The sequence below is a fragment of the Brevibacillus sp. WF146 genome (genome assembly GCF_001673705.2).
Taxonomy (GTDB): domain Bacteria; phylum Bacillota; class Bacilli; order Brevibacillales; family Brevibacillaceae; genus Brevibacillus; species Brevibacillus thermoruber.
In genome coordinates, this window is record NZ_CP109943.1 from 1,998,592 (window position 1) to 2,022,225 (window position 23,634).

At 54.1% G+C, this 23,634-nt stretch carries 20 protein-coding genes; 16 read left to right on the forward strand and 4 right to left on the reverse strand.

The features are described 5' to 3' along the window. Positions 1-14: 14 nt before the first annotated feature. The 10 genes from A6764_RS09985 (at position 15) to A6764_RS10030 (ending at position 11,884) form a co-directional block, all read left to right on the forward strand. Positions 15-650 carry an ABC transporter permease gene (locus A6764_RS09985; RefSeq protein WP_065066639.1) on the forward strand — a complete coding sequence of 212 codons (636 nt, stop codon included), beginning with the start codon at positions 15-17 and terminating at the stop codon, positions 648-650. A 21-nt stretch (positions 651-671) separates the two neighbouring features. Then, positions 672-1,598: an ABC transporter substrate-binding protein gene (locus A6764_RS09990; RefSeq protein WP_051188161.1), complete on the forward strand. Its 927-nt coding sequence runs from the start codon at positions 672-674 to the stop codon at positions 1,596-1,598. Between the two features lie 13 nt (positions 1,599-1,611). Next, on the forward strand, positions 1,612-3,048 hold the full coding sequence (locus tag A6764_RS09995) for an NAD-dependent succinate-semialdehyde dehydrogenase (protein ID WP_065066638.1): 1,437 nt from the start codon (positions 1,612-1,614) through the stop codon (positions 3,046-3,048). Between the two features lie 14 nt (positions 3,049-3,062). Next, on the forward strand, positions 3,063-4,043 hold the full coding sequence (locus A6764_RS10000; protein WP_255309626.1) for an ABC transporter ATP-binding protein: 981 nt from the start codon (positions 3,063-3,065) through the stop codon (positions 4,041-4,043). Beyond that, on the forward strand, positions 4,040-5,335 hold the full coding sequence (locus A6764_RS10005; protein WP_065066637.1) for a lyase family protein: 1,296 nt from the start codon (positions 4,040-4,042) through the stop codon (positions 5,333-5,335). The genes A6764_RS10000 and A6764_RS10005 overlap by 4 nt, the downstream gene beginning before the upstream one ends. Further along, a complete protein-coding gene (locus A6764_RS10010) occupies positions 5,332-6,828 on the forward strand; it encodes an aldehyde dehydrogenase family protein (protein ID WP_065066636.1) in 1,497 nt (498 codons plus the stop codon). Before A6764_RS10005 ends, A6764_RS10010 begins: the two co-directional genes overlap by 4 nt. Before the next feature lie 17 nt (positions 6,829-6,845). After that, positions 6,846-7,970, forward strand: a complete 1,125-nt coding sequence (locus tag A6764_RS10015) for a Zn-dependent alcohol dehydrogenase (RefSeq protein WP_065066635.1) — start codon at positions 6,846-6,848, stop codon at positions 7,968-7,970. Further along, positions 7,967-9,136: an iron-containing alcohol dehydrogenase gene (locus A6764_RS10020; protein ID WP_065066634.1), complete on the forward strand. Its 1,170-nt coding sequence runs from the start codon at positions 7,967-7,969 to the stop codon at positions 9,134-9,136. The genes A6764_RS10015 and A6764_RS10020 overlap by 4 nt, the downstream gene beginning before the upstream one ends. After that, on the forward strand, positions 9,133-9,636 hold the full coding sequence (locus tag A6764_RS10025) for a DUF2179 domain-containing protein (protein WP_035297144.1): 504 nt from the start codon (positions 9,133-9,135) through the stop codon (positions 9,634-9,636). The genes A6764_RS10020 and A6764_RS10025 overlap by 4 nt, the downstream gene beginning before the upstream one ends. Positions 9,637-9,934: 298 nt before the next feature. Beyond that, entirely contained in the window at positions 9,935-11,884 is a 1,950-nt protein-coding gene (locus A6764_RS10030; protein ID WP_176703230.1) for a methyl-accepting chemotaxis protein, read from the forward strand. Between the two features lie 383 nt (positions 11,885-12,267). On the opposite strand, the gene A6764_RS10035 is transcribed toward A6764_RS10030, so the two are convergent. Together A6764_RS10035 and A6764_RS10040 are read right to left on the reverse strand one after the other, a co-directional pair. Next, on the reverse strand, positions 12,268-13,746 hold the full coding sequence (locus tag A6764_RS10035) for an Lsa family ABC-F type ribosomal protection protein (RefSeq protein WP_065066631.1): 1,479 nt from the start codon (positions 13,744-13,746) through the stop codon (positions 12,268-12,270). A 344-nt stretch (positions 13,747-14,090) separates the two neighbouring features. After that, on the reverse strand, positions 14,091-14,975 hold the full coding sequence (locus A6764_RS10040; protein ID WP_065066630.1) for an AraC family transcriptional regulator: 885 nt from the start codon (positions 14,973-14,975) through the stop codon (positions 14,091-14,093). 700 nt (positions 14,976-15,675) lie between these two features. Here A6764_RS10040 and A6764_RS10045 point away from each other — a divergent pair. Together A6764_RS10045 and A6764_RS10050 are read left to right on the forward strand one after the other, a co-directional pair. Further along, positions 15,676-15,768 carry a YjcZ family sporulation protein gene (locus tag A6764_RS10045; protein WP_029098794.1) on the forward strand — a complete coding sequence of 31 codons (93 nt, stop codon included), beginning with the start codon at positions 15,676-15,678 and terminating at the stop codon, positions 15,766-15,768. 340 nt (positions 15,769-16,108) lie between these two features. Further along, on the forward strand, positions 16,109-16,669 hold the full coding sequence (locus A6764_RS10050; RefSeq protein ID WP_029098795.1) for a GNAT family N-acetyltransferase: 561 nt from the start codon (positions 16,109-16,111) through the stop codon (positions 16,667-16,669). Positions 16,670-16,835: 166 nt separating this feature from the next. On the opposite strand, the gene A6764_RS10055 is transcribed toward A6764_RS10050, so the two are convergent. Together A6764_RS10055 and A6764_RS10060 are read right to left on the reverse strand one after the other, a co-directional pair. Then, positions 16,836-17,129, reverse strand: coding sequence for an aspartyl-phosphate phosphatase Spo0E family protein (locus A6764_RS10055; protein WP_065066629.1), 294 nt, complete (start codon positions 17,127-17,129; stop codon positions 16,836-16,838). Between the two features lie 487 nt (positions 17,130-17,616). Beyond that, on the reverse strand, positions 17,617-18,945 hold the full coding sequence (locus A6764_RS10060) for a helix-turn-helix domain-containing protein (protein WP_065066628.1): 1,329 nt from the start codon (positions 18,943-18,945) through the stop codon (positions 17,617-17,619). A 364-nt stretch (positions 18,946-19,309) separates the two neighbouring features. On the opposite strand from A6764_RS10060, the gene A6764_RS10065 reads away from it, so the two are divergent. The 4 genes from A6764_RS10065 to rbsD all read left to right on the forward strand — a co-directional run bounded on the left by A6764_RS10065 (position 19,310) and on the right by rbsD (position 23,629). Further along, the gene (locus A6764_RS10065) at positions 19,310-20,461 is read left to right on the forward strand and encodes a glycerate kinase (RefSeq protein WP_065066627.1); all 1,152 of its coding nucleotides are present in this window, start codon (positions 19,310-19,312) and stop codon (positions 20,459-20,461) included. A gap of 134 nt (positions 20,462-20,595) precedes the next feature. Continuing rightward, positions 20,596-21,858, forward strand: coding sequence for a nickel-dependent lactate racemase (gene larA, locus A6764_RS10070; RefSeq protein ID WP_065066626.1), 1,263 nt, complete (start codon positions 20,596-20,598; stop codon positions 21,856-21,858). Positions 21,859-22,169: 311 nt separating this feature from the next. Beyond that, entirely contained in the window at positions 22,170-23,177 is a 1,008-nt protein-coding gene (locus A6764_RS10075) for a LacI family DNA-binding transcriptional regulator (RefSeq protein WP_065066625.1), read from the forward strand. Positions 23,178-23,230: 53 nt separating this feature from the next. After that, a complete protein-coding gene (rbsD, locus tag A6764_RS10080) occupies positions 23,231-23,629 on the forward strand; it encodes a D-ribose pyranase (RefSeq protein ID WP_029098800.1) in 399 nt (132 codons plus the stop codon). Positions 23,630-23,634: the final 5 nt, after the last annotated feature.

A 23,634-nucleotide genomic window follows, 5' to 3' on the forward strand; every position in this document is an offset into this window, starting at 1 on the left:
GGAGGTGAACCATCGTGCTGCAGGATCTCCAGGCGTACTTTGCGACCAACGCGTCCGTCTTTTTTACCAACGCCGTCCAGCACGTGGTGTTGAGTCTGACTTCGATTGTCCTGGCCATGCTGATATGCGTGCCGCTGGGCGTGTTCATCTCCAGGAAAGCGAGGATCGCGGATGCGGTCATCAACGCGGTCAACGTCTGCCGGGTCGTCCCCAGCCTGGCCGTCCTGGCCCTGGCCATGCCGCTGTTGGGGGTGGGATTCCTGCCGGCGCTGCTTGCCTTGACCGTGCTTGCTTGTCCGCCCATCCTGATCAACACGTACACGGCGTTCAAGGAAATGGACCCGCTCATCCGTGAGGCCGCAAAGGGGATGGGGATGAGTCCGATGCAGACGATTTTAAAGGTGGAGTTTCCGCTGGCCCTGCCGGTAATTGTAGCCGGTGTGCGAACGGCTTCGGTGGAAATCATTGCAAGCGCTTCCCTGGCGGTGCTGATCGGGGGAGGAGGCCTGGGCAACTACATCATGAACGGCATCGCCATGTTCAATGTTACGTTTTTGATGCTGGGCGCGGTGCCGATCGCGCTTCTGGCGATCGTGAGCGAAGTCGGTTTTTCGCTCCTGCTGAAGCGAGTGACCATGTACACATCTTGACGAGGAAAGAGGGGGATTTTCATGAAAAAACGGACATTGCTCTCGATGATGCTCGTGGCAGCAACGGCGTTTGCCTTGTCCGCCTGCGGTTCGTCCGATTCGGCGAACGGTGGCGGCGGCAAGAAAGAGCCGGTTGTCGTTGGTTCGAAAAACAACACGGAGAACGTGCTGCAGGGAGAAATGTACGCGCAGGTACTGGAGGCGAACGGCGTTCCTGTCGAGCGCAAGCTGAATCTCGGCGGAACGATGGTTACGTTCGAAGCGATCAAAAGCGGTCAGGTGGACATGTACCCTGAGTACACGGGAACCGGGATCCTCGCCATCCTGAAGCGTCCTGTGGAGAAAGACCAGCAGAAAGTGCTGGAGATCAACAAGGAAGGGTTCAAGCAGTGGAACATCGAGTGGCTGGATCCGGCGCCGTTGAACAGCACGTACGGGTTTGCGATGAAACGGGATCTGGCCGACAAGCTGGGCATTGAAACGCTGACCGACCTCGCCCGGCATGCCAAAGACCTGGTGCTGTCCTACCCGCAGGAGTTTGATGTCCGCGAAGACGGACTGCCTGGACTGCAAAAAGCGTTTGCCGACAAAGGCGGATTCACATTCAAAAAACAGTTCCAGATCGATTACAGCATCCGCTACAAACCGCTCTTGCAGGGAGAGTCGGACGTCACCGTGTCGGTCGGTACCGACGGCGACATCGCCGGCCACAACCTGAAACTGATCAAGGATGACATCGGCTTTTTCCCGGTGTACAACGTGGCTCCGATCATCCGTAAAGAAAAGCTGGACATGTACCCGGAGATCAAGGAGCCGCTGAACAAGCTCAGCTCGCTGTTGACCGACGAAGTGATGCAGAAGCTGAACTGGGAAGTGGACGGTCCGGAGAAAAAAGAACCGGAAGAAGTGGCGCGGGAATTTTTGAAACAGCACGAACTGGTCAAGTAAGGGGGATCCACCAATGGAAACGCGGATGTATATCGACGGAGCGTGGACAGAGGCCAAATCGGGCCTTCGCTGTGCCGTCACCAATCCGGCGAACGGCGAAACCGTCGCCGAGGTCGCGTACGGCGGAAGGGAGGAAGCGAGAGAAGCGATTGCAGCGGCGCACCGCGCGTTTGGCACGTGGTCACGGACAAGCGCTGATGAACGGGCCGAGCTCCTGCGCACCATGTACCGGCTGGTCGTGGAGAACGCCGATCGTCTGGCTCGCATCATGACGCTGGAACAGGGGAAACCGTTTGAGGAAGCCAAAGGGGAAGTCGTCTGGGGGGCGGACTTCTTGCAGTGGTACGCCGAGGAAAGCCGGCGGGTGTACGGCGAGATCGTTCCGCCCAGCAAGGAGACGCAGCGCATCCTGGTTCACCGGGTGCCGGTGGGGGTGGTCGCGGCCATCACTCCCTGGAATTTCCCCTCCTCGATGATTACGCGCAAACTGGCTCCGGCCCTGGCCGCGGGTTGTACGGTGGTGGTAAAGCCGGCGCCGGAAACGCCGCTTTCGGCAATTGCCCTGTTCGAGGTATTCGAGCAGGCGGGTTTGCCGAAAGGCGTGGCCAACCTGGTGCTGGGGGAAGCGGAAGCAATCGGCCGGGAATTTCTTGAGAACCCGTTGGTGCAAAAAATCAGCTTTACCGGTTCCACCGCCGTCGGGAAGTACCTGCTGGAACAATCGGCGAAACAGGTGAAAAAAGTGTCGCTGGAGCTGGGCGGGCACGCGCCGTTTATCGTGTTTGAAGACGCGGATGTGGACCGTGCCATCGAAGGGCTGATGATCAACAAGTTTCAAAACGGCGGGCAGACGTGCATTTGCGCAAACCGCATCTTCGTGCACGAATCGATCGCCGACGATTTTGCCCGAGCGCTTGTCTCCCGTGTGCAGACGCTCAAAGTGGGCAGCGGCCTGGAGCCGGGCGTTCAGATGGGGCCGCTGATCCACGAGCAAGCGTTGGACAAGGTCCATCGTCACGTGGTCGACGCGGTGTCCAAAGGCGCCCGACTGTGGTGCGGAGGCGATCGGCTGAAAGGAGATTCTTATCAAAGCGGCTGCTTCTATGCGCCGACCGTATTGTCCGGCGTAACCAGCGAGATGCAGATTTTCCACGAAGAAACGTTCGGACCGGTCGCGCCGCTGATTCCCTTTTCGACGGAGGAGGAAGCGATCCGTCTGGCCAACGACACGCCGTACGGACTGGCCGCCTACTTCTACACGCGGGATTTGGCCCGCACCATGCGTGTGGCCGACCGCCTGGAATACGGCATGATCGGGATCAACGAGTCGGTCCTGGGGTACGTGCAGGCGCCGTTCGGCGGCATGAAACAAAGCGGGATCGGGCGGGAAGGAGGCAGACAGGGCATTGACGATTTCTTGGAGATCAAATACCTCAACGTAAACTTCTGAAGGGAGGGAAATGAGTGGGAATCGTCTTTAAACGGGTGAGCAAGATGTATCCCGGCGCCAAGACACCAGCCGTCGACGGTGTCGACCTGGTGTTTGGCGAGGGCGAGTTCATCGTGTTTCTCGGTCCCTCCGGATGCGGCAAGACGACGCTGCTGAAAATGGTGAATCGTCTGTACGAACCGACGGAGGGCGTCATCGAGATTGACGGTGTCGACATATCGACCATCAAAGGGGAAGAGCTTCGCCGCCGAATCGGCTATGTGATCCAGCAGAACGGGCTGTTTCCGCACATGCGGATCGAGGACAACATTGTGGTGGTTCCCCGGCTGTTGGGATGGGACCGGGATCGGATCGACAAGCGGGTAGACGAACTGTTGGAAATGGTGCATCTGGACCCTGCCATCTACCGCAAGCGCTACCCGCGCCAACTGTCGGGAGGGCAGCAGCAGCGCGTCGGGATTGCCCGGGCAATGGCGGCTGATCCGTCCATTTTGCTGATGGACGAACCGTTCGGCGCGATCGATCCGATCACCCGCACCAGCCTGCAGGATGAACTGCTGCGGATTCAAAAGCAGTTGAAAAAGACGATTTTGTTCGTCACCCACGACGTGGACGAAGCCCTGCGCCTGGCTGACCGGATTGTGGTGATGCAGAGCGGACGGGTTGTCCAGGTAGGTACACCGTACGAGATTTTGGCGAATCCGGCCAACGATTTTGTAAGGCAGTTGGTCGGTGAACGCAGCCTCTTCCGCCGGATGAGCCTGTTGAAAAACCGGGATGTTCTTCGCCTGTCGGGCGCAGCCGAAGCGGCAGCAGCCGCGGATGCTTCCGACCCGGTCGGTTTGGACGACAGTGTGTCTGATACCTTTGCCCGCCTGGTGGAAACCGGGAAGAAATCGATCCCGGTCGTTGACGAACGGGGACACTTCGCCGGGATGATCGGGTTGTCCCACATTCTCGACAGTCTGTCTCGTACGGGAAGTGAACGAACGTGAGGATCGAAGCGGACAACTTTGGAACGGCGGCGCTTCCCGAAGGAACCTTGTACGGCATCAACACCCTGAGAACGGTGGAGAATTTGACGTTTTCCGGCCGGATACTGTCCCATTTTCCCGTGTACATTTCTTCGCTGGCGGAAGTGAAGAAAGCAGCCGCGTTGGCGAACGGCAGAGCCGGACAGTACGACGAGGCGATTCGTGACGCGATTGTCGCTGCGTGCGATCTGTTGATCGCCGGGCGGCATCATGACCAGTTTCCGGTCGACGTCTTTCACGGCGGCGGAAGCATCGGGATCAACATGAACATCAACGAGGTCATTGCCCGCCTGGCCGGTCCCGGGGTGGATCCTGTCGACCATGTGAATGCCAGCCAGTCTACCTCGGACGTGTGCCATACCGCCATCCGGGTAGCCCTGCTCAAACTGGCCGAACCGCTTTGCCGCGCACTTTCGTCCCTGGCGGACGCTCTGGAGGAGAAGGCCGGGGAACTGGGAGGCGTCGAGACGATTGCCCGGACGTGCTTGCAGGACGGGATGAAAGTATCGCTCGGCGTCATATTCAGCGGTATTTCCGCTGCGCTGCGGCGCCGGCTTGAATCACTGCGTGCCGCCCTTGATGAACTGCATGCCGTCAACTTGGGCGGGACCGTGATCGGCTGCGGAACCGGCGCGTCGGATGCGTACCGCGCCCACATCCTCGAAGCGCTGCGGGAGGTGACCGGACTGCCGCTTCGCCACCGGAAAAACCTGTACGATGCGGCGCAGCATCCGGACGATCTGGCTCGGGTATCCAGCGAACTTCGCCTTCTTGCCGGCCTGCTCGTCAAATGTGCCAAGGATCTTCGGCTGCTGTCGTCCGGTCCGGAAGCGGGCCTGGCCGAGATTCGGCTGCCGGCGGTGCAGGCAGGCTCCTCATTCTTTCCCGGCAAAGTGAATCCTGTCGTTCCGGAAACGCTGATCCAGTGCGGGTTTTTGGTGACCGCCTACGATCATGCCGTCCAGATGGCGATCGAACATGGCGAGCTGCACTTGAACGTCTGGGAGGGCCTGGCCGGCATCCTGGCGATGGAGGCCATGCAGATGCTGGCCAGCGCTGTAGCGAAGTTTGAGCGTTATTGCGTTCGCGGCATTCGCGCAAACCTTTCGCGGTGTGAAGCGTACGCCAACAGTTTTGTGCCTCTGGTCGTCGCGTTGAAAGAAACGTACGGGTACCGGGAACTTTCCGAATTGGTAAAAAACCTGACTCCGGAGGAAATCAAAGAAACGTACGGGAGGAGAGAAAAACCATGACGAACATGCAGCCCCCCAAGCTGGAATGGGCAAAAGAGTGGCTCAAACCGGTCAAGTCGCTTTACATCAACGGCGAGTGGGTGAACGGCAGCGGATCGCTGATCGAATCGGTCAATCCGGCGAACGGCCAGGTGCTCGGCCGCTTCCAGGGGGCCGATGCCCGTGATGTCGACAAGGCGGTGGCGGCCGCACGGGCCGCTTTCGAACAGGGGCCTTGGGCGCGGATGAGCCGAAAGGACCGGGGGAAGGCCTTGCACGCGATCGCGGAACTCATCCGCGAACACCATGCCGAACTGGCCACCATCGAATCGCTCGACAACGGCAAGCTGTACAAGGAGTCGTACGTCGACGATGTGACGGAAGCGGCCGACCTGTTTGACTACTACGCCGGTTGGGTGGACAAGTACTACGGCGAAGTCAACCCGGTGGAAGGTGATTTTGTCAGTTTTACGACGCGGGATCCCATCGGTGTCTGCGGACAGATCGTGCCGTGGAATTTTCCGATCGTGATGGGGGTGTGGAAAATCGCGCCGGCCCTGGCAATGGGCAATACCGTTGTGTTCAAGCCGTCGAGCGTAACCAGCTTTTCGGCAATCCGCCTGTTTGAGATCATTCACGAAGCGGGCGTGCTTCCGCCCGGCGTGATCAACCTGATCCTGGGGGAGGGGAAGGTCGGCTCCCATATCGCCCGGCACATGGACGTGGACAAGGTGTCGTTTACGGGCAGCACGGCGGTCGGCAAACAACTGGTGCACGATTCCGCCGACTCCAATCTGAAGCCGGTGACGCTGGAGCTTGGCGGCAAGTCGCCCAATATCATCTTTGAAGATGCCCCGGACCTCGAAGGCGCGATCCAACGCTCGTTCTACGGCCTGTTTACCCACAAGGGGGAAAAGTGTTCGGCGCCGACCCGCTTGTTCGTGCAGCGGCGCATTTACGATCACGTGGTCGCTCGACTGGCGCAGATGGCTGACTCCTACCGCCTGGGCGATCCGTTCGATCCACAGAGCGATCAGGGGCCGCAAGTGTCGAAAGCTCACATGGAAAGCATTTTGCGCTACATCGAGATCGGCAAGCAGGAAGGAGCGGCCGTCGCTGCGGGAGGATATCGCGATACCGCCGGTTCCAACGCGGACGGCTACTTTGTGCGGCCGACGGTGTTTGCCGACGTCCGAAACGGCATGCGGATCGCCCAGGAAGAAATTTTCGGACCGGTGCTTGTGGTGATTCCGTTTGCGGATGAAGACGAAGTGGTTCGTATGGCAAACGACACCATGTACGGATTGGCCGCGGGCCTGTGGACCAACGATGTCGCCCGTGCCCACCGCGTGGCCAAACGGCTCCAGGCGGGAATGGTGTTTGTCAACCGATACGGCTGCTACGACTTCGCAAGCCCGTTCGGCGGCTGGAAGCAGAGCGGCTGGGGCAAGGAATACGCCATTCATTCCCTGCAGTCGTACACCAAGGCAAAAGCAATCTGGATCGCCCATTAGGAAAGGAGCATGTCGGGATGAACATGAAGGCAGCCGTCATGGTGGCGGCAGGGCAGCCGCTGGTTGTCGAATCGGTTGAGCTGGCCTCGCCCAAGGCGAACGAAGTGTTGGTAAAAATCGTGGCAACCGGCGTTTGCCACAGCGATTACAACGCGCTGCACGACGAGACAACCCCTGTGCCCACGATTCTGGGGCACGAAGGGGCCGGCATTGTTGTGGAGGTAGGGTCCCAAGTCAAAACGGTGAAAGTCGGGGACCGGGTGGCCTTGAGCTGGGTGCCGTATTGCGGGACGTGCGAGTGCTGCCAGACGGGGAAGGTCAATCTGTGCGAATCCGCTTTCGGACCGATGTTCGCCGGAACGCTGCTGGACGGCACCAGCCGGTTGAGCCGGGGAGGAGAGATCGTCTACCACAATTCCCTGCTGTCCACCTTTGCCGAATATGCCGTTGTGCCCGAGATGAGCTGCGTCAAGCTGCCTGAAGGGATGCCCTTGATTCAGGCCTCCCTGATCGGGTGCGGCGTAGCGACCGGGTATGGTGCGGCCGTTCGCGCCGCCCGCGTGGAGCCGGGCTCGTATGTCGCGGTGTTTGGCATCGGCGGGGTTGGCGTCAACGCCATTCAGGGCGCACGGATTTGCGGGGCGTCGCGGATCATCGCCTGCGATGTCAAGGAGAAGAATCTGGAGATTGCCAAGCGATTCGGAGCCACCCATACCGTCAACGTGTCGACGGTAGACGCAGCGGAAGCCATCCGGGAACTGACGGACGGGCACGGCGTGCATGCCGCGATTGATTGTTCAGGCAGCACGGCGGCAGCCCAATCGGCCTGGAAAGCGACGCGTAAGGGAGGTACGACGGTGGTGGTCGGGGCGTTTCCTTCCCACAAGGAACTGACGCTTCCTGCAGGCGGTTTCCACCGGATGGGCAAAATGCTGAAAGGAAGCTTTTACGGAGATGTCAACCCGTTTCGCGAGTTCCCGATCATTGCCCGCCTGTATCTGGAAGGAAAATTCCAGTTGGATGAACTGGTGCTGGATCGGATTCCGTTAGAAGACATCAATAAGGCGTTTGCTTCGTTCGAAGACCGGGATGCCGTCAATGTCGGCAGGACGGTGGTCGTGTTGGGAGGAGATGGCGCATGACGGCATTTGATGTTGCCATTCGCACCCAGGTTTCCTTTGGCATTGGCAGGTCCCGGCAAGTGGGCGAAGACGTCAAACGGCTGAGCGGCCAGGGCAAGGCGGTTCTCGTCACCGATCCCGGACTTGTGCAGGCGGGCGTGGCCGGGGACGTGGTGGACGCTCTGCGTGAGTCCGGTGTCGAGACACGGTTGTTTGCCGAGGTGCAAAGCGATCCGACGTCCGATTCGATCGATCGTGCGGCTGACATCATTCGCCAGTCGGGAGCAGCCTGCGTCATCGGGCTTGGCGGAGGATCGGCCATGGATGTGGCCAAGATGGCGGCGATGGTCGCCGGCGACCGTCATCCTGCGGAACATTATGCGCTCATGGCCCATCCGTTCGCACCCAAGCGTGTGGCCACCATCATGATTCCGACCACCTCCGGTACGGGAGCAGAGGTGACGAGTACCGTGGTGTTCTCGACGGCCGAAAAACGGAAGGTATGGGGATGGGACCGGGATTTGGCACCTGATCTGGCCATATTGGATCCGGCATTGACCGTGAAGCTCCCGCCCCACTTGACCGCGGCCACCGGTTTGGATGCCCTCGTGCACGCCATGGAAGCGGCCGCGGGCAAAAGGCGCAATCCTGTCATTCACGGCCTTGGCATGAAGGCGATTCAGCTTATCTCCCGGCACTTGCTGCAAGCGATCCGCGAGCCTGGCGACTTGGAGGCTCGCGGCAGTCTCAGCGTGGGAGCGATGCTGGCGGGCCTTGCCATCGAACAGGGAGGTACCGGAATCGCCCACTGCATCGGGCACGCCCTGGGGACCTTGGCGCGAATTCATCACGGTCGGGCGGTGGCGATTGCTTTGTATCACGCTTACGCCTGGAACGCGGAGGCAGCGGTGGAGGTGCACGCGGAGATCGCGCGCGCCCTGGGCGTACATGACACCTGGCAGGACGAACGGGCGTTAGCCTATGCCGGAGCGGAGGCGTTCGCCCGGTTGGTGGAATCGACCGGGTTGAACCTTTCGCTGAAAGACGACGGGCTGTCTCTGGCGGATCAAGTCCGGCTGGTAGAGGTGATGCAGTCGGTCGAAAACGCGCCCATGCGGCAAAACAACTGCCGCGATTCCACCACGGAGGATCTGCGGCGGCTGGCGGAAGCGATCTTGTCGCGATGAAAACCGTACTGCTGATCATCCTTTTGCAGATGTTGTACGTTTCCCTGCTGTCTGTCCGCTTTATTCTGATGGTCAAGGGGATCCGCTATCTGGCGGCCGTGATCAGCTCCGTGGAAATCGGCATCTATTTCGTCGGATTCAAGCTGGTGCTGGACAACCTGGACCGCCCGCTTCACTTGCTGGCGTATTGCCTGAGTTACGGGGCCGGGGTCCTGATTGGAGTCAGGATCGAGGAGCGGCTGGCCATTGGTTACATCACCGTCAACGTGGTGACTCCATCCCTGGATTCCCCCTTGCCGCAGCGTTTGCGGGAAAAGGGATACGGGGTAACCACCTGGACCGGAGAGGGCAGGGGAGGGCCGCGGCTGATCCTCTCCATCGTCCTCAAGCGAAAGCATCAGCACCGCATGTTTCAGGAAATCTACGAAATTGAGCCGCATGCCTTTGTGGTTGCGTATGAACCGAAGGGATTTCGCGGCGGGTTTTTGACCAATCATTAGCCAGTCGCGAGGAAAAAAACTGGCCGGGCGGCGCCGCTTCCTGGCGTTCGCCCGCCGTGTTTTTGAGAAGACTGTGTTTGGGAGTGCCACGCCGGACTGTCCGCTGTTCAGTCCTCCAGAATCGACAACATGCCGGAGTGGCAACGGCTTTTCCAATAGTCGAGGAATGACGGGGTGACCGGTTTTGCACATTCGATTCGGCATGAAAGGTAAGCTGATTTTTCTATGTTTGATGGTAAGCATTACGCCCATCCTGCTTTTGAGTGCCGTTCTTCAACAGAAAACAGAAGAAGAAAGTGTGGCGCAGTTTATCCGTTCGACATCGAAAGAACTGATTCATGTAGATCATACGATCCATTCGTTTTTTGAAGGAGTCAGTCAAAATACCGCCATGCTTGCGGAACATCCCACTGTCAAAAAAGCGGATCAGACGATTACCAGCTACCTGACAGGAACGGGAACGAGAGATTTCACGCCGTCGAAAAACGGCGGGATCGAATCCGAAATCTACAAGGTTTACGAACTCTACGCCAAGACCCACCCGAATGCCGCTTACGTCTACATGGCGACCAAGTACGGCGGGTACGTTCAATGGCCGGACGGCGACACCATTACGCTGCCGTACAATCCGGCGGAGCGCCCTTATTACATCGAAGCGATGAAAAACCAGGGAAACGTGATCCGGACGAGTGCCTATTACGCAAAGGAAGACCAAACCGTCATCGTGAGCACGGTGACAACGATCAAAGACGACAAGGGGGAGGTGATCGGGGTACAGGGGCTTGACGTCAGTTTGAAAGGACTGACGGACATGATTCGGAATATCCGCATCGGGGAGAACGGCTATGTCGTGATTGTACAGGAGGACGGAACGATTCTGGCTGATCCCAAACACGAGGAGATGAATTTTAAACCTCTCAAAGAGATGAATGTTTCCGGATGGGGGGACGCCAGCAAGCTGACAACCGGGCAGTATGACGTGAAGGTGAACGGTGTGGATTTCCTCGCCAATGTCTACACATCCGACAAGACGAACTGGAAGTACATCGCCTTTATTCAGAAGGATGAACTGTACGCGACACTGAACGCCTTGAACCGTTTGATCGTCGCCCTGGTCGTTCTGGCAGTCCTGGTCGCGACGGTCCTCGCGTTCATCTTGGCGAGCCGCATCACGGGACCGCTTCGTTTAGCCATCCAACACATGCAGCGAATCGGGGCCGGCGATTTTACGCAAACGCTTCCTTCCCGCCTGCTTGCCCGCACCGATGAAATCGGTTCCCTGGCCCGGTCCTTGCAAACCATGCAGGACGAGATTCGAGGCGTTATCAACAAAGTGTCCGACAGCGCGCGACAAATGGCCTCCGCATCGGAAGAACTGTACATGAGTGCCGATGAGACCAACAAGGCTGCCAGACAGATTTCGTCGGCGATTACGGAGGTGGCGTCCGATGCCGCCCATCAGGTGGAAATGATCAGTACAGCCGAGGACATGGTGCTGGATGTGTCAGGCAAAATGGCGCAGATCGGAACGGCAGTGAACCAGGCGAAAGAAGCGGCCCTTCACGCCACCGACACGGCCTCCGACGGAACGCGTGCCGTGTCACGGGCGATCAGCCACATGCGCATGATCGCCGAAAAAGTTCATGGCATGGTGGATGCCGTCCATGCACTGGGAGCGAAATCGAACGAAATCGGCGAAATTGTCTCCCTGATCTCCGGCATCGCCAAGCAAACCAACTTGCTCGCGCTGAATGCCGCCATCGAAGCGGCCCGGGCCGGCGAAAACGGAAAAGGGTTTGCAGTGGTGGCCGACGAGGTTCGCAAGTTGGCGGAGCAGTCTGCGGAGGCGGCCAATCACATTCAACACTTGATTGACCAGATTCGGAACGAAACGGCGAATACCATGATGGGCATGAACGAGGGCAGAGCAGCGGTGGACGAAGGTCTGCAAATGACAGATCAGGCGGATCACGCCTTCAGGCAAATTCACTCGGCGATTGACGATGTTTTGTGCCAAATCAGCCAAATCGTTGTATCCATGCAGGAAATCGAACAGGTTTCCCAACATGCGGTGAGTACCATCCGCAATATTACGCCCCTTTCCCAGCAGACATCCGCGCACGCTCAGCATGTCGCTGCAGCCGCCGAACAGCAATCCTCGTCCATGGAAGAAGTGTCTGCCGCTTCCGGTGTTTTGTCCAGAATGGCGGACGATTTGAATGGTCTGATCGGCAAGTTTCGGACGTAGAGGTCTTTCCGCCGACGAGCCGATGCGCTGCATGTTCCCACGTGTTTTTGCCGGGTCACCTGCCCCTGAACCAGACGAAAACAGCCGCAAAAAGCTGTCAAAGCCCTTCTCGTTTGTGAGGAGGGCTTTGATCATTATGAATTCTCCAAGTGATCCCCAAAGAATCTTGTCCATCGAGAAGGTCGCGTTTCGGGAAGAAGCGGTCAAGGGGATCCATCCCAGAGACCCCCTCGTTAAAAATACCCGCAGTCATGGATTGTCAGCTTTTGTACATACGTATGAAACTGACTTGTTACAAATACAAGCGAAAGACAAGCGGCAGTCTTTGGACGAAAAACGAAAATCCCAGACTGCCGCTGCCGAGATGAAGCGATCGCTCTCCGTTAGAGTTCGATGATCTTGGTGGCAATCTTTTCGCAGAAGGCACGGTCATGCTCCACAAACAGGATGGTTGGCGAGTATTCAAGCAGCAGCTCTTCGATTTGCATGCGGGAAAGGATGTCAATAAAATTAAGCGGTTCATCCCAGACATGCAAATGAGCGGGTTCACACAGACTTTTGGCAATCAGCACTTTCTTCTTTTGGCCGCCGCTAAACGTGGACATGTCCTTTTCAAATTGATCTCGGGAAAAATCAAGTTTTCGTAAAATCGATTTCAAAAGGCTTTCCTCTATCCCATTGTTTCGGGCGTAGTCCGTCAGATTGCCCTGTAAGTGTGAGGTGTCCTGCGAAACATAGGAGATGGTAAGCTGGCTTCCCTTTCTGAACGTGCCGGTATAGCGGATATCCTCACCGCAAATCAGTTTGAGAATACTTGATTTTCCGGAACCGTTTTTACCGGAAAGCGCAATCCGCTCGCCCTGCTCAATCGAAAAACTGATATCGGCACAAACCTTCTTCTCTCCGTAATAAATCGATACATGCTCAAGTTCGGCCAGTCGGTTTTTATAAAAGGCGCGTTGTGAAATCTTCAAGCTGTCAGAGGTCTCGATATTTTTCAGGAGCCGAGACTTTTCTTCCATAGCCGATTGCTGTCTGTGCTCAATGGCTTTCGAGCGTTTCATCATTTTGGCGGCCTTGTGGCCAATATACCCTTTGTCTACCTTGGAACCGGAATTTCTTGTGCCGTTTTTCGTTTTTTCCACTGCGTGCGACCAGTCGCTCGTACGTTTGGCAGCCTCCGACAAGCGCTTCATTTCTTTTCGGAGCTTTTCGTTTTCGGCAAGCTCAAAGGCATCTTGTCTCTTTTTGTTTTCCCACCAATCGGAGAACGTGCCTTTTTGAATGTCGATGCTGGTCTTGTTGATGGAAAGGATGTGATCGACGCAGTTATCCAGAAATGCTCGGTCGTGAGACACCAGGATATATCCGCTTTTGGTGTTGAGATAATCACTGACAAGTTTTCGGGCGTGCATGTCAAGGTGATTGGTCGGTTCATCGATGAGCAGAAAACGGTTTTCCTTGAGAAACAACGCAGCCAACAGCACTTTCGTCTGCTCCCCGTTGGACAGTGAAGCAAAGGGGCGATACAACACATCCTCAGACACCTGCAGCAGCGAAAGTTCACGCAGGAGTTCCCAGTGCTGGTAGTCCGGCAGAATGTCGTTGATTACATCAAGGGTAAGATGTTCCTTGTTTTCGACAGGGAACGGGAAATAGTCAAAGTCGACAGGGGCCGAAATGTTTCCGCTGTATTCGTATTCAGCCAGCAGCAATTTGAGCAAGGTTGTCTTGCCTCTGCCGTTTCTTCCCGTACATCCCAGCTTCCAAGCGGTGTCGATTTGGAAACTGACGTTCTCGAAGATGGTATCGTAGCTGCCGTCATAGGCAAACGTCAGGTTTGTCACGTTGATCAATGACATGAAAGGATCCTCCTGTATGAAAAATAGAAAAGCTGCAAGAAAGTTACATTCCTGCAGCTCACATCCATACAGCAAATCCAACCCCAGACGGAGTCAGATCAGGATCCAGGGTTTGCGTGATAGGATATTGTAACTTTCTTGCATACAAAAAATAAAACAGGCGAAACATTTCGCTTTGATGTTTTATTCTTTATCGTTTGCAAGAAAGATTACATGATCCTGTTTCAACCCCCATCCATAAATTACAAGTATGGTATCATACCCGTTGTTTCTTTGCAACACATAATTCCTGGCCAAGCGTCGATACAGGTTGTCCTCGACATCCACGACCGGAATCCGGTGATTCACGCAATCAATTCCTTTTTCGCAATCGGAATCCATATCTCACTTCGAAACGTTGGGGAACTTACATCTGCATGCTCGTTCCACAGGATTTCCGGACCTTCTGTTTGTTCATAGTGTGAGGTGGGAAACCATTCGGAATAGATGCGTCCCCAGACATCCTGCAGCGTGTCGGGAAAGGGGCCGACTGCTTCGAATACAGCCCAGGTGGAGGCAGGAACTTCAAGCTGTGAGAGGCCATCCGGGCACTCGTTCGTGGTTGCCACGCCAATGTAGTGATCGAGCTCTCCTTTTTCCTCCATACGGCCTTCGGAAAAGTTCGTGGATGCTTGAATCAGTCCCATCGTTTCGACATTCGAAAGGCTTTTGAGGGTATGGATCGTTTCGGCATCCAGGCTTTTCCACATGGAGGCAATTTCCGGATTCACCCCTTTGAAAATGATGGGAACTCTTTTCATAATCCCCACAATGCGAAATGCCTCTTTTTCTACAATGCGGTAGTTCATTTCGTTTCCCCCTTTAATGGATAACTGGAAGGTCATTCGTGGATAGGCTTTGAGGGAATGGCCGTTCGTTCTGGCTTCCGACGGTGTGATCCCATGCAGGTTCTGAAAAGCGCGGGCAAACGAATCAGGCGAGTTGTACCCGTATTTCATCGCGATGTCGATGACCTTTACGCTGCTGTTTTGAAGCTCAAATGCAGCAAGTGTCAGACGCCTGCGGCGGATGTATTCTGATAGGGTAATCCCTGCAAGGAAGGAAAACATCCGTTTAAAGTGATATTCGGAGCATAAAGCCAGCCGTGCCGCTTCCTTACAATCAATGTCGTTCGTTAGATTTTCTTCGATATACTTGATTGCCTTGTTCATGTTCGTCAGCAAATCCATTGAATTGACCTCCTTTATCCATAGCATAGCAGGAGTGGAATGGACCCATCCGACATTTTGTGCCCAATCCTGCAGGGGTTCTAGTAGTGGTCTTCCCGCTTGTCTCTGCGGGTTCTATGGCTCCCGCGAGAGCTTCCCTATTTTTTCTGTATGGTGAAATCGGACGGGTCCCCGCCTGTTTTGGCTTCCAGGTAGACGAGAATCGAGACGGGCCGATTCCGCTTTACATAGTATAACCATGGCAGGGACAATCACTGTACGTCCTGCTCATGTCGGGATGGAAGGGAGGGAACCACATGAGCGATTTCCGAAAGGGCGGCTTTTTCGGAGGGGGGATCTTTGGGTTCATTCTGATCCTGCTCCTATTCTTCTTTCTCTTAGGGGAAGACCGCTTCTGCTAAAGGAGCAGATCCTCACAAAAACCGGCGCAATCGCGCACAGCCTTCAGCGTGTAGACAACGGCCTACACGCTTTTTCGTTGCCTCATTGCCAACATCCATTCCTGCGATGGAGGTACCCGGCATGCGTGCGAAACGACAGACCAGTTGGCGGGCTTATATGGGTGTCCGGAATCGGGCACTCTTCATCCCCTTGTAACTGCTCCGTAAAAATTGTTTCCATTTCATGATACCGGTCTATACCCGATTTCTCCTCACGACATAGCATAGTACTGAATCAACGGGAGGGGGTGCATCCAACCATGAGTGGAATCTTCAACGGGTTCGACGAGTTTGGGCTGATCCTGGTACTGTTCATTCTGCTGGTCATCGTAGGTTGTTCTTGCGACAATTAGGATGGATTCACATGCATCAATGGTTATGCAAAGGGAGAATCGGTACCTCCCTTTGTTTTTTCACATGTTTCAGTCTGTGAAACCAACCCTGCCCTCACGTTGGGGAGGGCTTTTTTTACGTGCAAGGGAGAAAGCAGGGGCTGCCTGGTGACCAACAGGTTCCGCTGCAACATAACAAGGAAGGGCGAATGTCGTGCAAGCATCAGACGTTTTTGGTTGACGTGGGATAATACGGCTCACTTGTTTTCATGGAAGGATGAATTACAATGATAGGGAGGGAATCGAGGATCTGCAACACTTGCAGGGCGTTACGCATTCGCACAGGTGAGGAGTGAACTTCATGAATATCCGATATGAAAGTATCCCTGTTGAAAACATTGAATGCTGCAGAGATTTATGCAATGAACTCATGGCCTATCAAAAGTCGAAAGCCTACATAAAGCCGGAATTGTTTGACAACATGAATTTTGAAACACGGATGATTCCTTCCGTAAAACGTGCACTGCACAATCATATTGTAGTAGTGAAAGACGATGATAGACCTGTAGGGTACGTGTATTCAAACATTTCGCCCAAGGAAACATATGCAAACGATTTTGCCACGTTTTTTGACCTGTCTTCTGTTCGTAGAAACAATGTCGGGTGTCTATCCCAATTTTATCTGAAAGAAGAGTACAGACAACAGGGGATTGGCTCCAAGCTTTTCCATATGTCCATGAAGTGGTTGAAACAATTTGATGATGTCGACGATTTTTTTATCTTTGTCTCAAACGGCAATACGAACGCCTTGGAATTCTATAAACGAAAAGGATTTTCGGTCAGTCATGACATTTTGGATGGGTTTATCACCGTTTTGCGGTGTCACCGCCGGGATATGATTGATACGGGGCTGCCGGAATGACCATGACCCATTCAGCGTGAATCTGTCCCCGGGGAAAAAGGCGGTTCGGACAGCTTTGGCGGGGAACAACGCCGAGAAGTGGGGCGGCGTATATCGTTAAAGCCCGGTAAACAAATCGAGAACCAGCCGCTCATACTGGTTCCCTAGAGTGTGGGTAGTATTCGTTCTACGTCTGCTTCTTTTCCTCATTCATCCTGTTTTGAATCGCCAGAATATACTGGTCCAAGCGTTGGCTTAGCTCCACAACGGTATCATTTGACAGGCTGCCCGTCTCCTGAACCAATTGAATCAATTGCCGGCGCAGTTCTTCTGTTGTCGCTGACAAGTCATGAATATGTGGGAAATGGCTTCTTTCCTGTTCAGACTGCTGAATGGTACATGTTACATGAATGTGTCGTCCCTCTCTTTTTGGGTGCGTTCCTTTGCTCTGGCGAGGAGGAACGTCCTTTTCACATGTCATTGTATCTATGGGCTTTTCCTCCTTTTTCAGACAAAATAGGACAATAATAACTATACAATGGTATCCCAAAACTTCCAGATTGAAAAATATGGAATAATGAAAAGCACCTCTAAGGGTGCTTCAGACTGAAGACAAACCGACTGCATCGAAGGAGAAGCATGTTTCCAGGCAGAGTGACTTGTGAGCCCTACCGAGCGGAGCAGCGATTTGCGGGAAAAAGGAGCGCCACCTCTGAATGGGCTTCGTAGCGATGCGACTTTGGCGATCCCCCGCAAATCGATGCGGAGCGTGCAGTCTATGCTTCCTTGCTGGGCGAGCACGGAGCGGATGACGGAAACGTTCTTCTCCCCCCAGCAGCCACTTTGTCTACACACTAAAGCACCTCTAAGGGTGCTTGTGATTTATCTCTTAACCGACCATTCCAAGTGTAAGAATGGTCACCGTTGACTTGTATCAACCAGCAACGTTTCGACATTTGAAATACCGCTTACTTCATTAGATGTGAAGATGCTTGAGGTCGATGCTCCCAAAATAATTCTGCACATTTTTTAAAGGCTTGGTGATGATTCATCCTGTCCGCGAGGGAAAGGCAGCATAACGTTTCTTCTAGAGCTTTGGCAATACGCCCCTTTTTAAACTCATAGATAGCTTTACAATACCCAAAATGAGAATATCTGCTAATATTAATCGGATCTTGATAGTTCTTAAAATGATTGATTTCTTCGGAGAAATGTTCCAGAATGTGATCGATGGAAAAGTCAAATTTACTGGCTGATTCCATGATTGTTGATAATCCGGCAGGTATTTCGGCGGGGTGATTGACCAGAAAATCCACATACTCCGGTAGAACGTCGATATTCCCCATCAACAGATCAAGGGTATAGAGATTGGCTTTTGCCCAGATTCGGAACTTTTCGACTTCTTTTCGACCAACTTCGTCCAAAAATGGAAACCATCCCAGATCGGCATATCCCTGCACATACTTTTTGGCTTCTTCGTACCTCCCTTGCATTTGTAATGCTACGCCTTTTGTAAGAAATCCTTGTCCATAGTAAACAACCAGGTGACGCTCAGTTTTTAACGGTGCGCAGTCCTTGTTACTTTTCCGTCTGCGCAGCTCGTCTTCATAAACTGCCGTTGCGAGGGCACGCAATTCGTCGGCGTATGTTTCAAACTGATTCCACTTTTGTACCATAAAGCAAACATTAGCCAGTTTTAGTAAAGCATCTAACTGATACGGTTCAGGTAGCCGCTTTCGATAGGGTTCAAAGCGGATAACCGCCTCCCAATGTTCCTCTGCATTTGTTCCTTGCAAAGTTTGAAATAATCGATAGTGAGCCAACACAAAACAATCGGCGTGGCTATCCTTTTCGTTATCAATTACGAGCTGATAAAATGGAACCGCCTCTTTTCGTTTCCCGCTTTCAAATAGATGTTCGGCCACGGAGAAAAGAATCGACACATGTTTCGGGTTCTCCAGCAACTTGGAGACGATAGACTCAATACAATCTTGCCTTCCGATTTCCGCACAGCGAATTAGGTATGGCACCAGTCGCGGCCGTGATACTTTTCCGTCGGAGAAACACTCTTCCTCGTACAATTCGTACAGCCATCCCGGAACCTGACCAAAAGCCGCAGCCAAAGCGTCTAGCTGCCTAATCGTTATCGCCCGAGGAGGATTTCTATTCAGGATGGCACTTAAATGTCCCTGATTAATGCCAGTTAATTCACTTAGTTTCCTGAGTGTGTAACCGTGCTTTTTTATATGATGCTCAATTTCAGATCGCAAGGACCGGTGCCCCTTTTGTGATTCCATAAGCACTCCCCCATACCGAAATACATAAAATGTCTATTTCTTCCTGTATTTTACAACAAAATCAGTCGATGAGGAAGTCTTTTCCTGTTTCATTTGTATCATTTGCACCTTGTCCGAAGGTTCGAGTTGGTGGGGGTACTCCCATACTGTCAGACATGGGGCGAAAGGTTCTGCACATTACCAACTTTTCCGTTGGTCGTCGGCGCAGGAATCAGTGGATGAACTTTTGTCGATACACAAACAAAAAGTATCGAAAATTGCTGCAATTATCATGTACATGGCACGATGCTTTGGGCGCTGCCTGTCGCTATAATGAAAGCAAGGTCAAGAAGGCGCTTTGTTTTGTATGGAAGGGGGAGTGGGCATGAAGATTGTAATTGCGCCGGATTCGTTCAAGGGAAGCCTTTCCGCGTTTGAAGCAGCCAGCGCCATCGAAACAGGGGTGCTTCGCGTTCTTCCCCATGCGAAGACGGTGCTGGTTCCGGTCGCAGACGACGGGGAAGGAACGATGGAAAGCCTGGTTGGGGCAACGAAAGGGCGAATGGTCGACGTTTCTGTCACCGGACCTTTGGGTCTGCCAGTTGACGCGGCTTACGGCGTACTGGGAGATCGGCAGACGTGTGTCATTGAAATGGCCAGTGCTTCCGGACTTTGTCTGGTGCCGCCCGAGCAGCGCAATCCGATGGTGACGACAACGTACGGTACGGGCGAATTGATCAAGCGGGCGCTGGATGACGGCTGCCGGCGTTTCATTTTAGCCATTGGCGGCAGCGCGACCAATGACGGCGGAATTGGCATGCTGCAAGCGCTCGGCATGAAGCTGCTCGACTCCCAGGGAAAGCAGGTCGGTTTTGGCGGAGGGGAAATCGAACGGATCGCCGCAATCGATGACCGGGATTTTGACCCTCGCATCAACGAGTCGCAGTTTGTGATCGCCTCCGATGTGCAGAATCCTCTCGTTGGTCCCCAGGGAGCGTCCCATGTGTTTGGCCCGCAAAAAGGGGCGACTCCTGACATGGTGGAGAGATTGGACCGCTGCCTGCGCAGGTGGGCAGATCTGGTCGAAGCCAAAACCGGGGTGCGGCTTCACGATCGGCCCGGGGCAGGTGCGGCCGGCGGGATCGGCGGAGCGTTTCAGGCCTTTTTTCCGGCAGCCATGAAGCGGGGGATTGATATTGTCATCGAATACACGCAGCTCGGCCAGCATTTGCAGGACGCCGATCTGGTCATCACGGGAGAAGGAACGATTGATTTTCAAACGGCGTCCGGAAAAACGCCGATGGGAGTAGCACAAGAAGCGCAGAAGCGGGGGATCCCTGTGTTTGTGCTTGCGGGCTCGATTGGACCCGGCATCGATTCCCTTTATCAATACGGCATTACCAGCATTCATAGCATTCTCAACGCTCCCATGACGCTTCCGGAAGCGATGGAACGAGCCGCCGAATTGCTGGCTCAAGCGGCGGAGCAGGTTCTTCGCACGTATCTGGCACATCCGTTCCGTGTGACAAGATCATAAGGAGGGATGCAGCGTGACATCAAGCAAACCATTGGTCGTTGCTTCTGATCACTGCTTGGCATGCCTCACTCACAAAAAAGCCGCGTAGGCGAGAAATGCGCTCTGCCCAATCCTTACCAAGGAGAAGATGATTCATGAACACTGCGCTGTTGTACGGGAAAGGAACGTTGTCCGTTCAAGTGCCTGAACATTCGGTCATCTTGGAGCCGAAACATCTTCCCGGACTGCGGGATGAAGAAGCGGCGGTGGCAACGGCGCTCCGGAACCCGATCGGAACGCCGCCTTTGCGGGACATGGTAAAACGTACGGACAAAGTGGCGATTGTGATTAGCGACATCACCCGTCCGACGCCCAACCACAAGCTGATTCCCTGGATTCTCAAGGAGCTGTCCCATGTACCGCTTGATCAGTTTGTGATCATCAACGGTACGGGAACCCACCGCGACCAGACACGAGAAGAATTCATTCACATGCTGGGGGAATGGGTGGTTGAGCATGTTCGCGTGATCAACCATCACTGTCAGAACCGGGAAGAATTGGTGCGAGTCGGGAAAAGCCGGTATGGCTGCGAGGTGTATTTGAACAAGGAGTACGTGGAAGCCGATTTCAAAATTGTGACAGGCTTTATCGAACCGCATTTCTTTGCCGGCTTTTCCGGCGGCCCCAAAGGGATCATGCCGGGCATTGCCGGAATCGAAACCATCCTGACGTTTCATAATGCCAGAATGATTGGCGACCCGCTGTCCACCTGGGGAAACATGGTGAACAACCCGGTTCAGGACATGGCCCGGGAAGTGAACCGCATGTGTAAGCCGGATTTCATGGTGAATGTGACGTTAAATCGCGACAAAGAGATTACCGCCGTGTTTGCCGGGGAACTGTTTGAGGCGCATGACCGGGGCTGCGCCTTCGCCAGGGAACACGCGATGATCCGTTGTGACCACCGTTTTGACGTGGTCATTACGTCCAATTCCGGGTATCCGCTCGATCAAAACCTGTATCAAGCGGTAAAAGGGATGAGCGCGGCCTACAAGATTGTGAAACAGGGAGGCGCGATCATCTGTGCGGCGGAGTGTTCCGACGGTTTGCCCAATCACGGAAACTACGCCAAGATCCTGCAGATGAGACAAACCCCTCGTGAGCTCCTGGCGATGATCAACGATCCTGCCTTTGAAGTCTTTGATCAGTGGCAGGTGCAAAAGCAGGCGGTGATTCAGGTCTGGGCGGATGTCTACGTGTATTCGACGCTGTCGGATGAGGATGTGGCCAAGGCGATGTTTACCCCCACCCACGACATTGAGCAAACCCTGGAAGAGTTGAAGCAAAAATACGGAGAAAACATGACGGTGGCTGTTCTTCCGCTGGGGCCCCTGACGATTCCGTATGTGGAAGAATGAGGGGATTCGATTCTGGCAATCCCGAAAAGGATACTCTGAACATCTCGTCGGCATGTTGAAAAGGGTTCGAGGCCCCGCCCGGCGCAGCGACAGATCAGGCCGGGCGGGGGTTTTGTAACAGCGGAGCGGGAAGGTAATGAAATTTCAAAAAAATGAAAACGTTTAGATTGATTTCTTGTAAATTTTGTGATATTTCTTAAAATACAAACAAAAGAAAGCGCTTTATTGTACATTTCTGCTCGAAAACATGGGTGAGCAGCGTGTTTTTGGCGTTCTAAATCTAAACGTTTACATTTTGGAGCTGATTCAAGTTGCACAAGCCAACGATTGAAGATGTAGCAAAACGAGCCAACGTATCCATCGCAACTGTATCACGCGTGATCAACAGGCAGGGAGGAGTGAGGCAAAAAACCGAGGCCCGCATACTGGCAGCCATTGAGGAGCTTAACTATATTCCCAATGCTGTCGCGAGAAGCATGGTAAAAAAAACGACAAACACCATCGGGATTATTATCCCCGACGTGAATAACCCCTTTTTCCCGACCGTCGTCTCGGGAATCGAGCAGAAAGCAAGGGAAAAAGGATACTTCACGTTCCTCTGCAATACGAACGAATCAGCCGACACCGAACGCGAGCTGTTGACCATCTTGTTGGAGCGAAGCGTAGACGGGCTGATCATCACGACGGCCGATGAAGCGGGAGATCAGCTGCAAACCGTGATGGATGCCAAAATTCCGGTTGTCGCAGTTGACCGGGCCATCAAGAAATTTGAAGTGGACACCGTGCTGGTGGGCAATGTGGATGGGGCGTACCAGGCGACCCGTCATCTCATCCTGCAGGGGCACAAGCGGATCGCGATTATCTGCGGTCCGCAAAATACCACCCCCGGGTACGAGCGCTTTGTCGGCTATAAAAGGGCCTTGGACGATTACGGCATCCCTGTTGTGCAGGAATACGTTCTCGAGGGGGATTTCAAGGAAGAAAGCGGAAGACGGTTGACGAAGCAGTTGTATCAGTTGCCGGAACGTCCGACCGCCATCTTTTCTTCCAACAACCTGATGACGGTGGGATGTATGAAAGCGCTGTATGAACTGGACTGGAAGCTGGGGGAAGAGGTCTCGTTTATCGGCTTTGATGATGTCGATATTGCCACTTTCGTCAACCCGCCTCTAACCGTGGTTTCCCGTCCGATGCGGAAACTGGGGGAGGTTGCCTTTGAAATGTTGTATGAGCGGATGACGGAAGGCTGGGAAGGGGCAAAACGGCATTACGTGCTTTCGCCCGAATTAAAAATACGCCAATCGTGTCGATTAAAGTAAATAGCTCTCGCATGTAAAAATCTAAACGTTTACATCTTGGAGGTCGAATCGCAATGAAAAAAGGCGGCATTTTACATCCGGACATGAACAAGCTGATTTCCCAAACCGGTCATACTGATTGGATTGTCGTGACCGACGCGGGGCTGCCGATTCCGGAAAACGTCAACACGCGCATCGATTTGGCGTTAAAAGAAGGGACGCCCGGATTTTTGGAAACATTGGATGCCGTACTGGAAGATCTGATCGTGGAGAAAATCATCCTTGCCGAAGAGATCAAATCAATCAGCCCGAAGATGAATGAGGAAATCCTGCGCAGATTTCCCGGTATTCCCGTAGAGTACCTGCCGCATGTTGAATTCAAGCAGCGGACAAAGCAGGCGCGCGGATTGATCCGCACCGGAGAATTTACACCCTACGCCAATGTCATTCTCGTCGCGGGAGTCGCTTATTGATACGG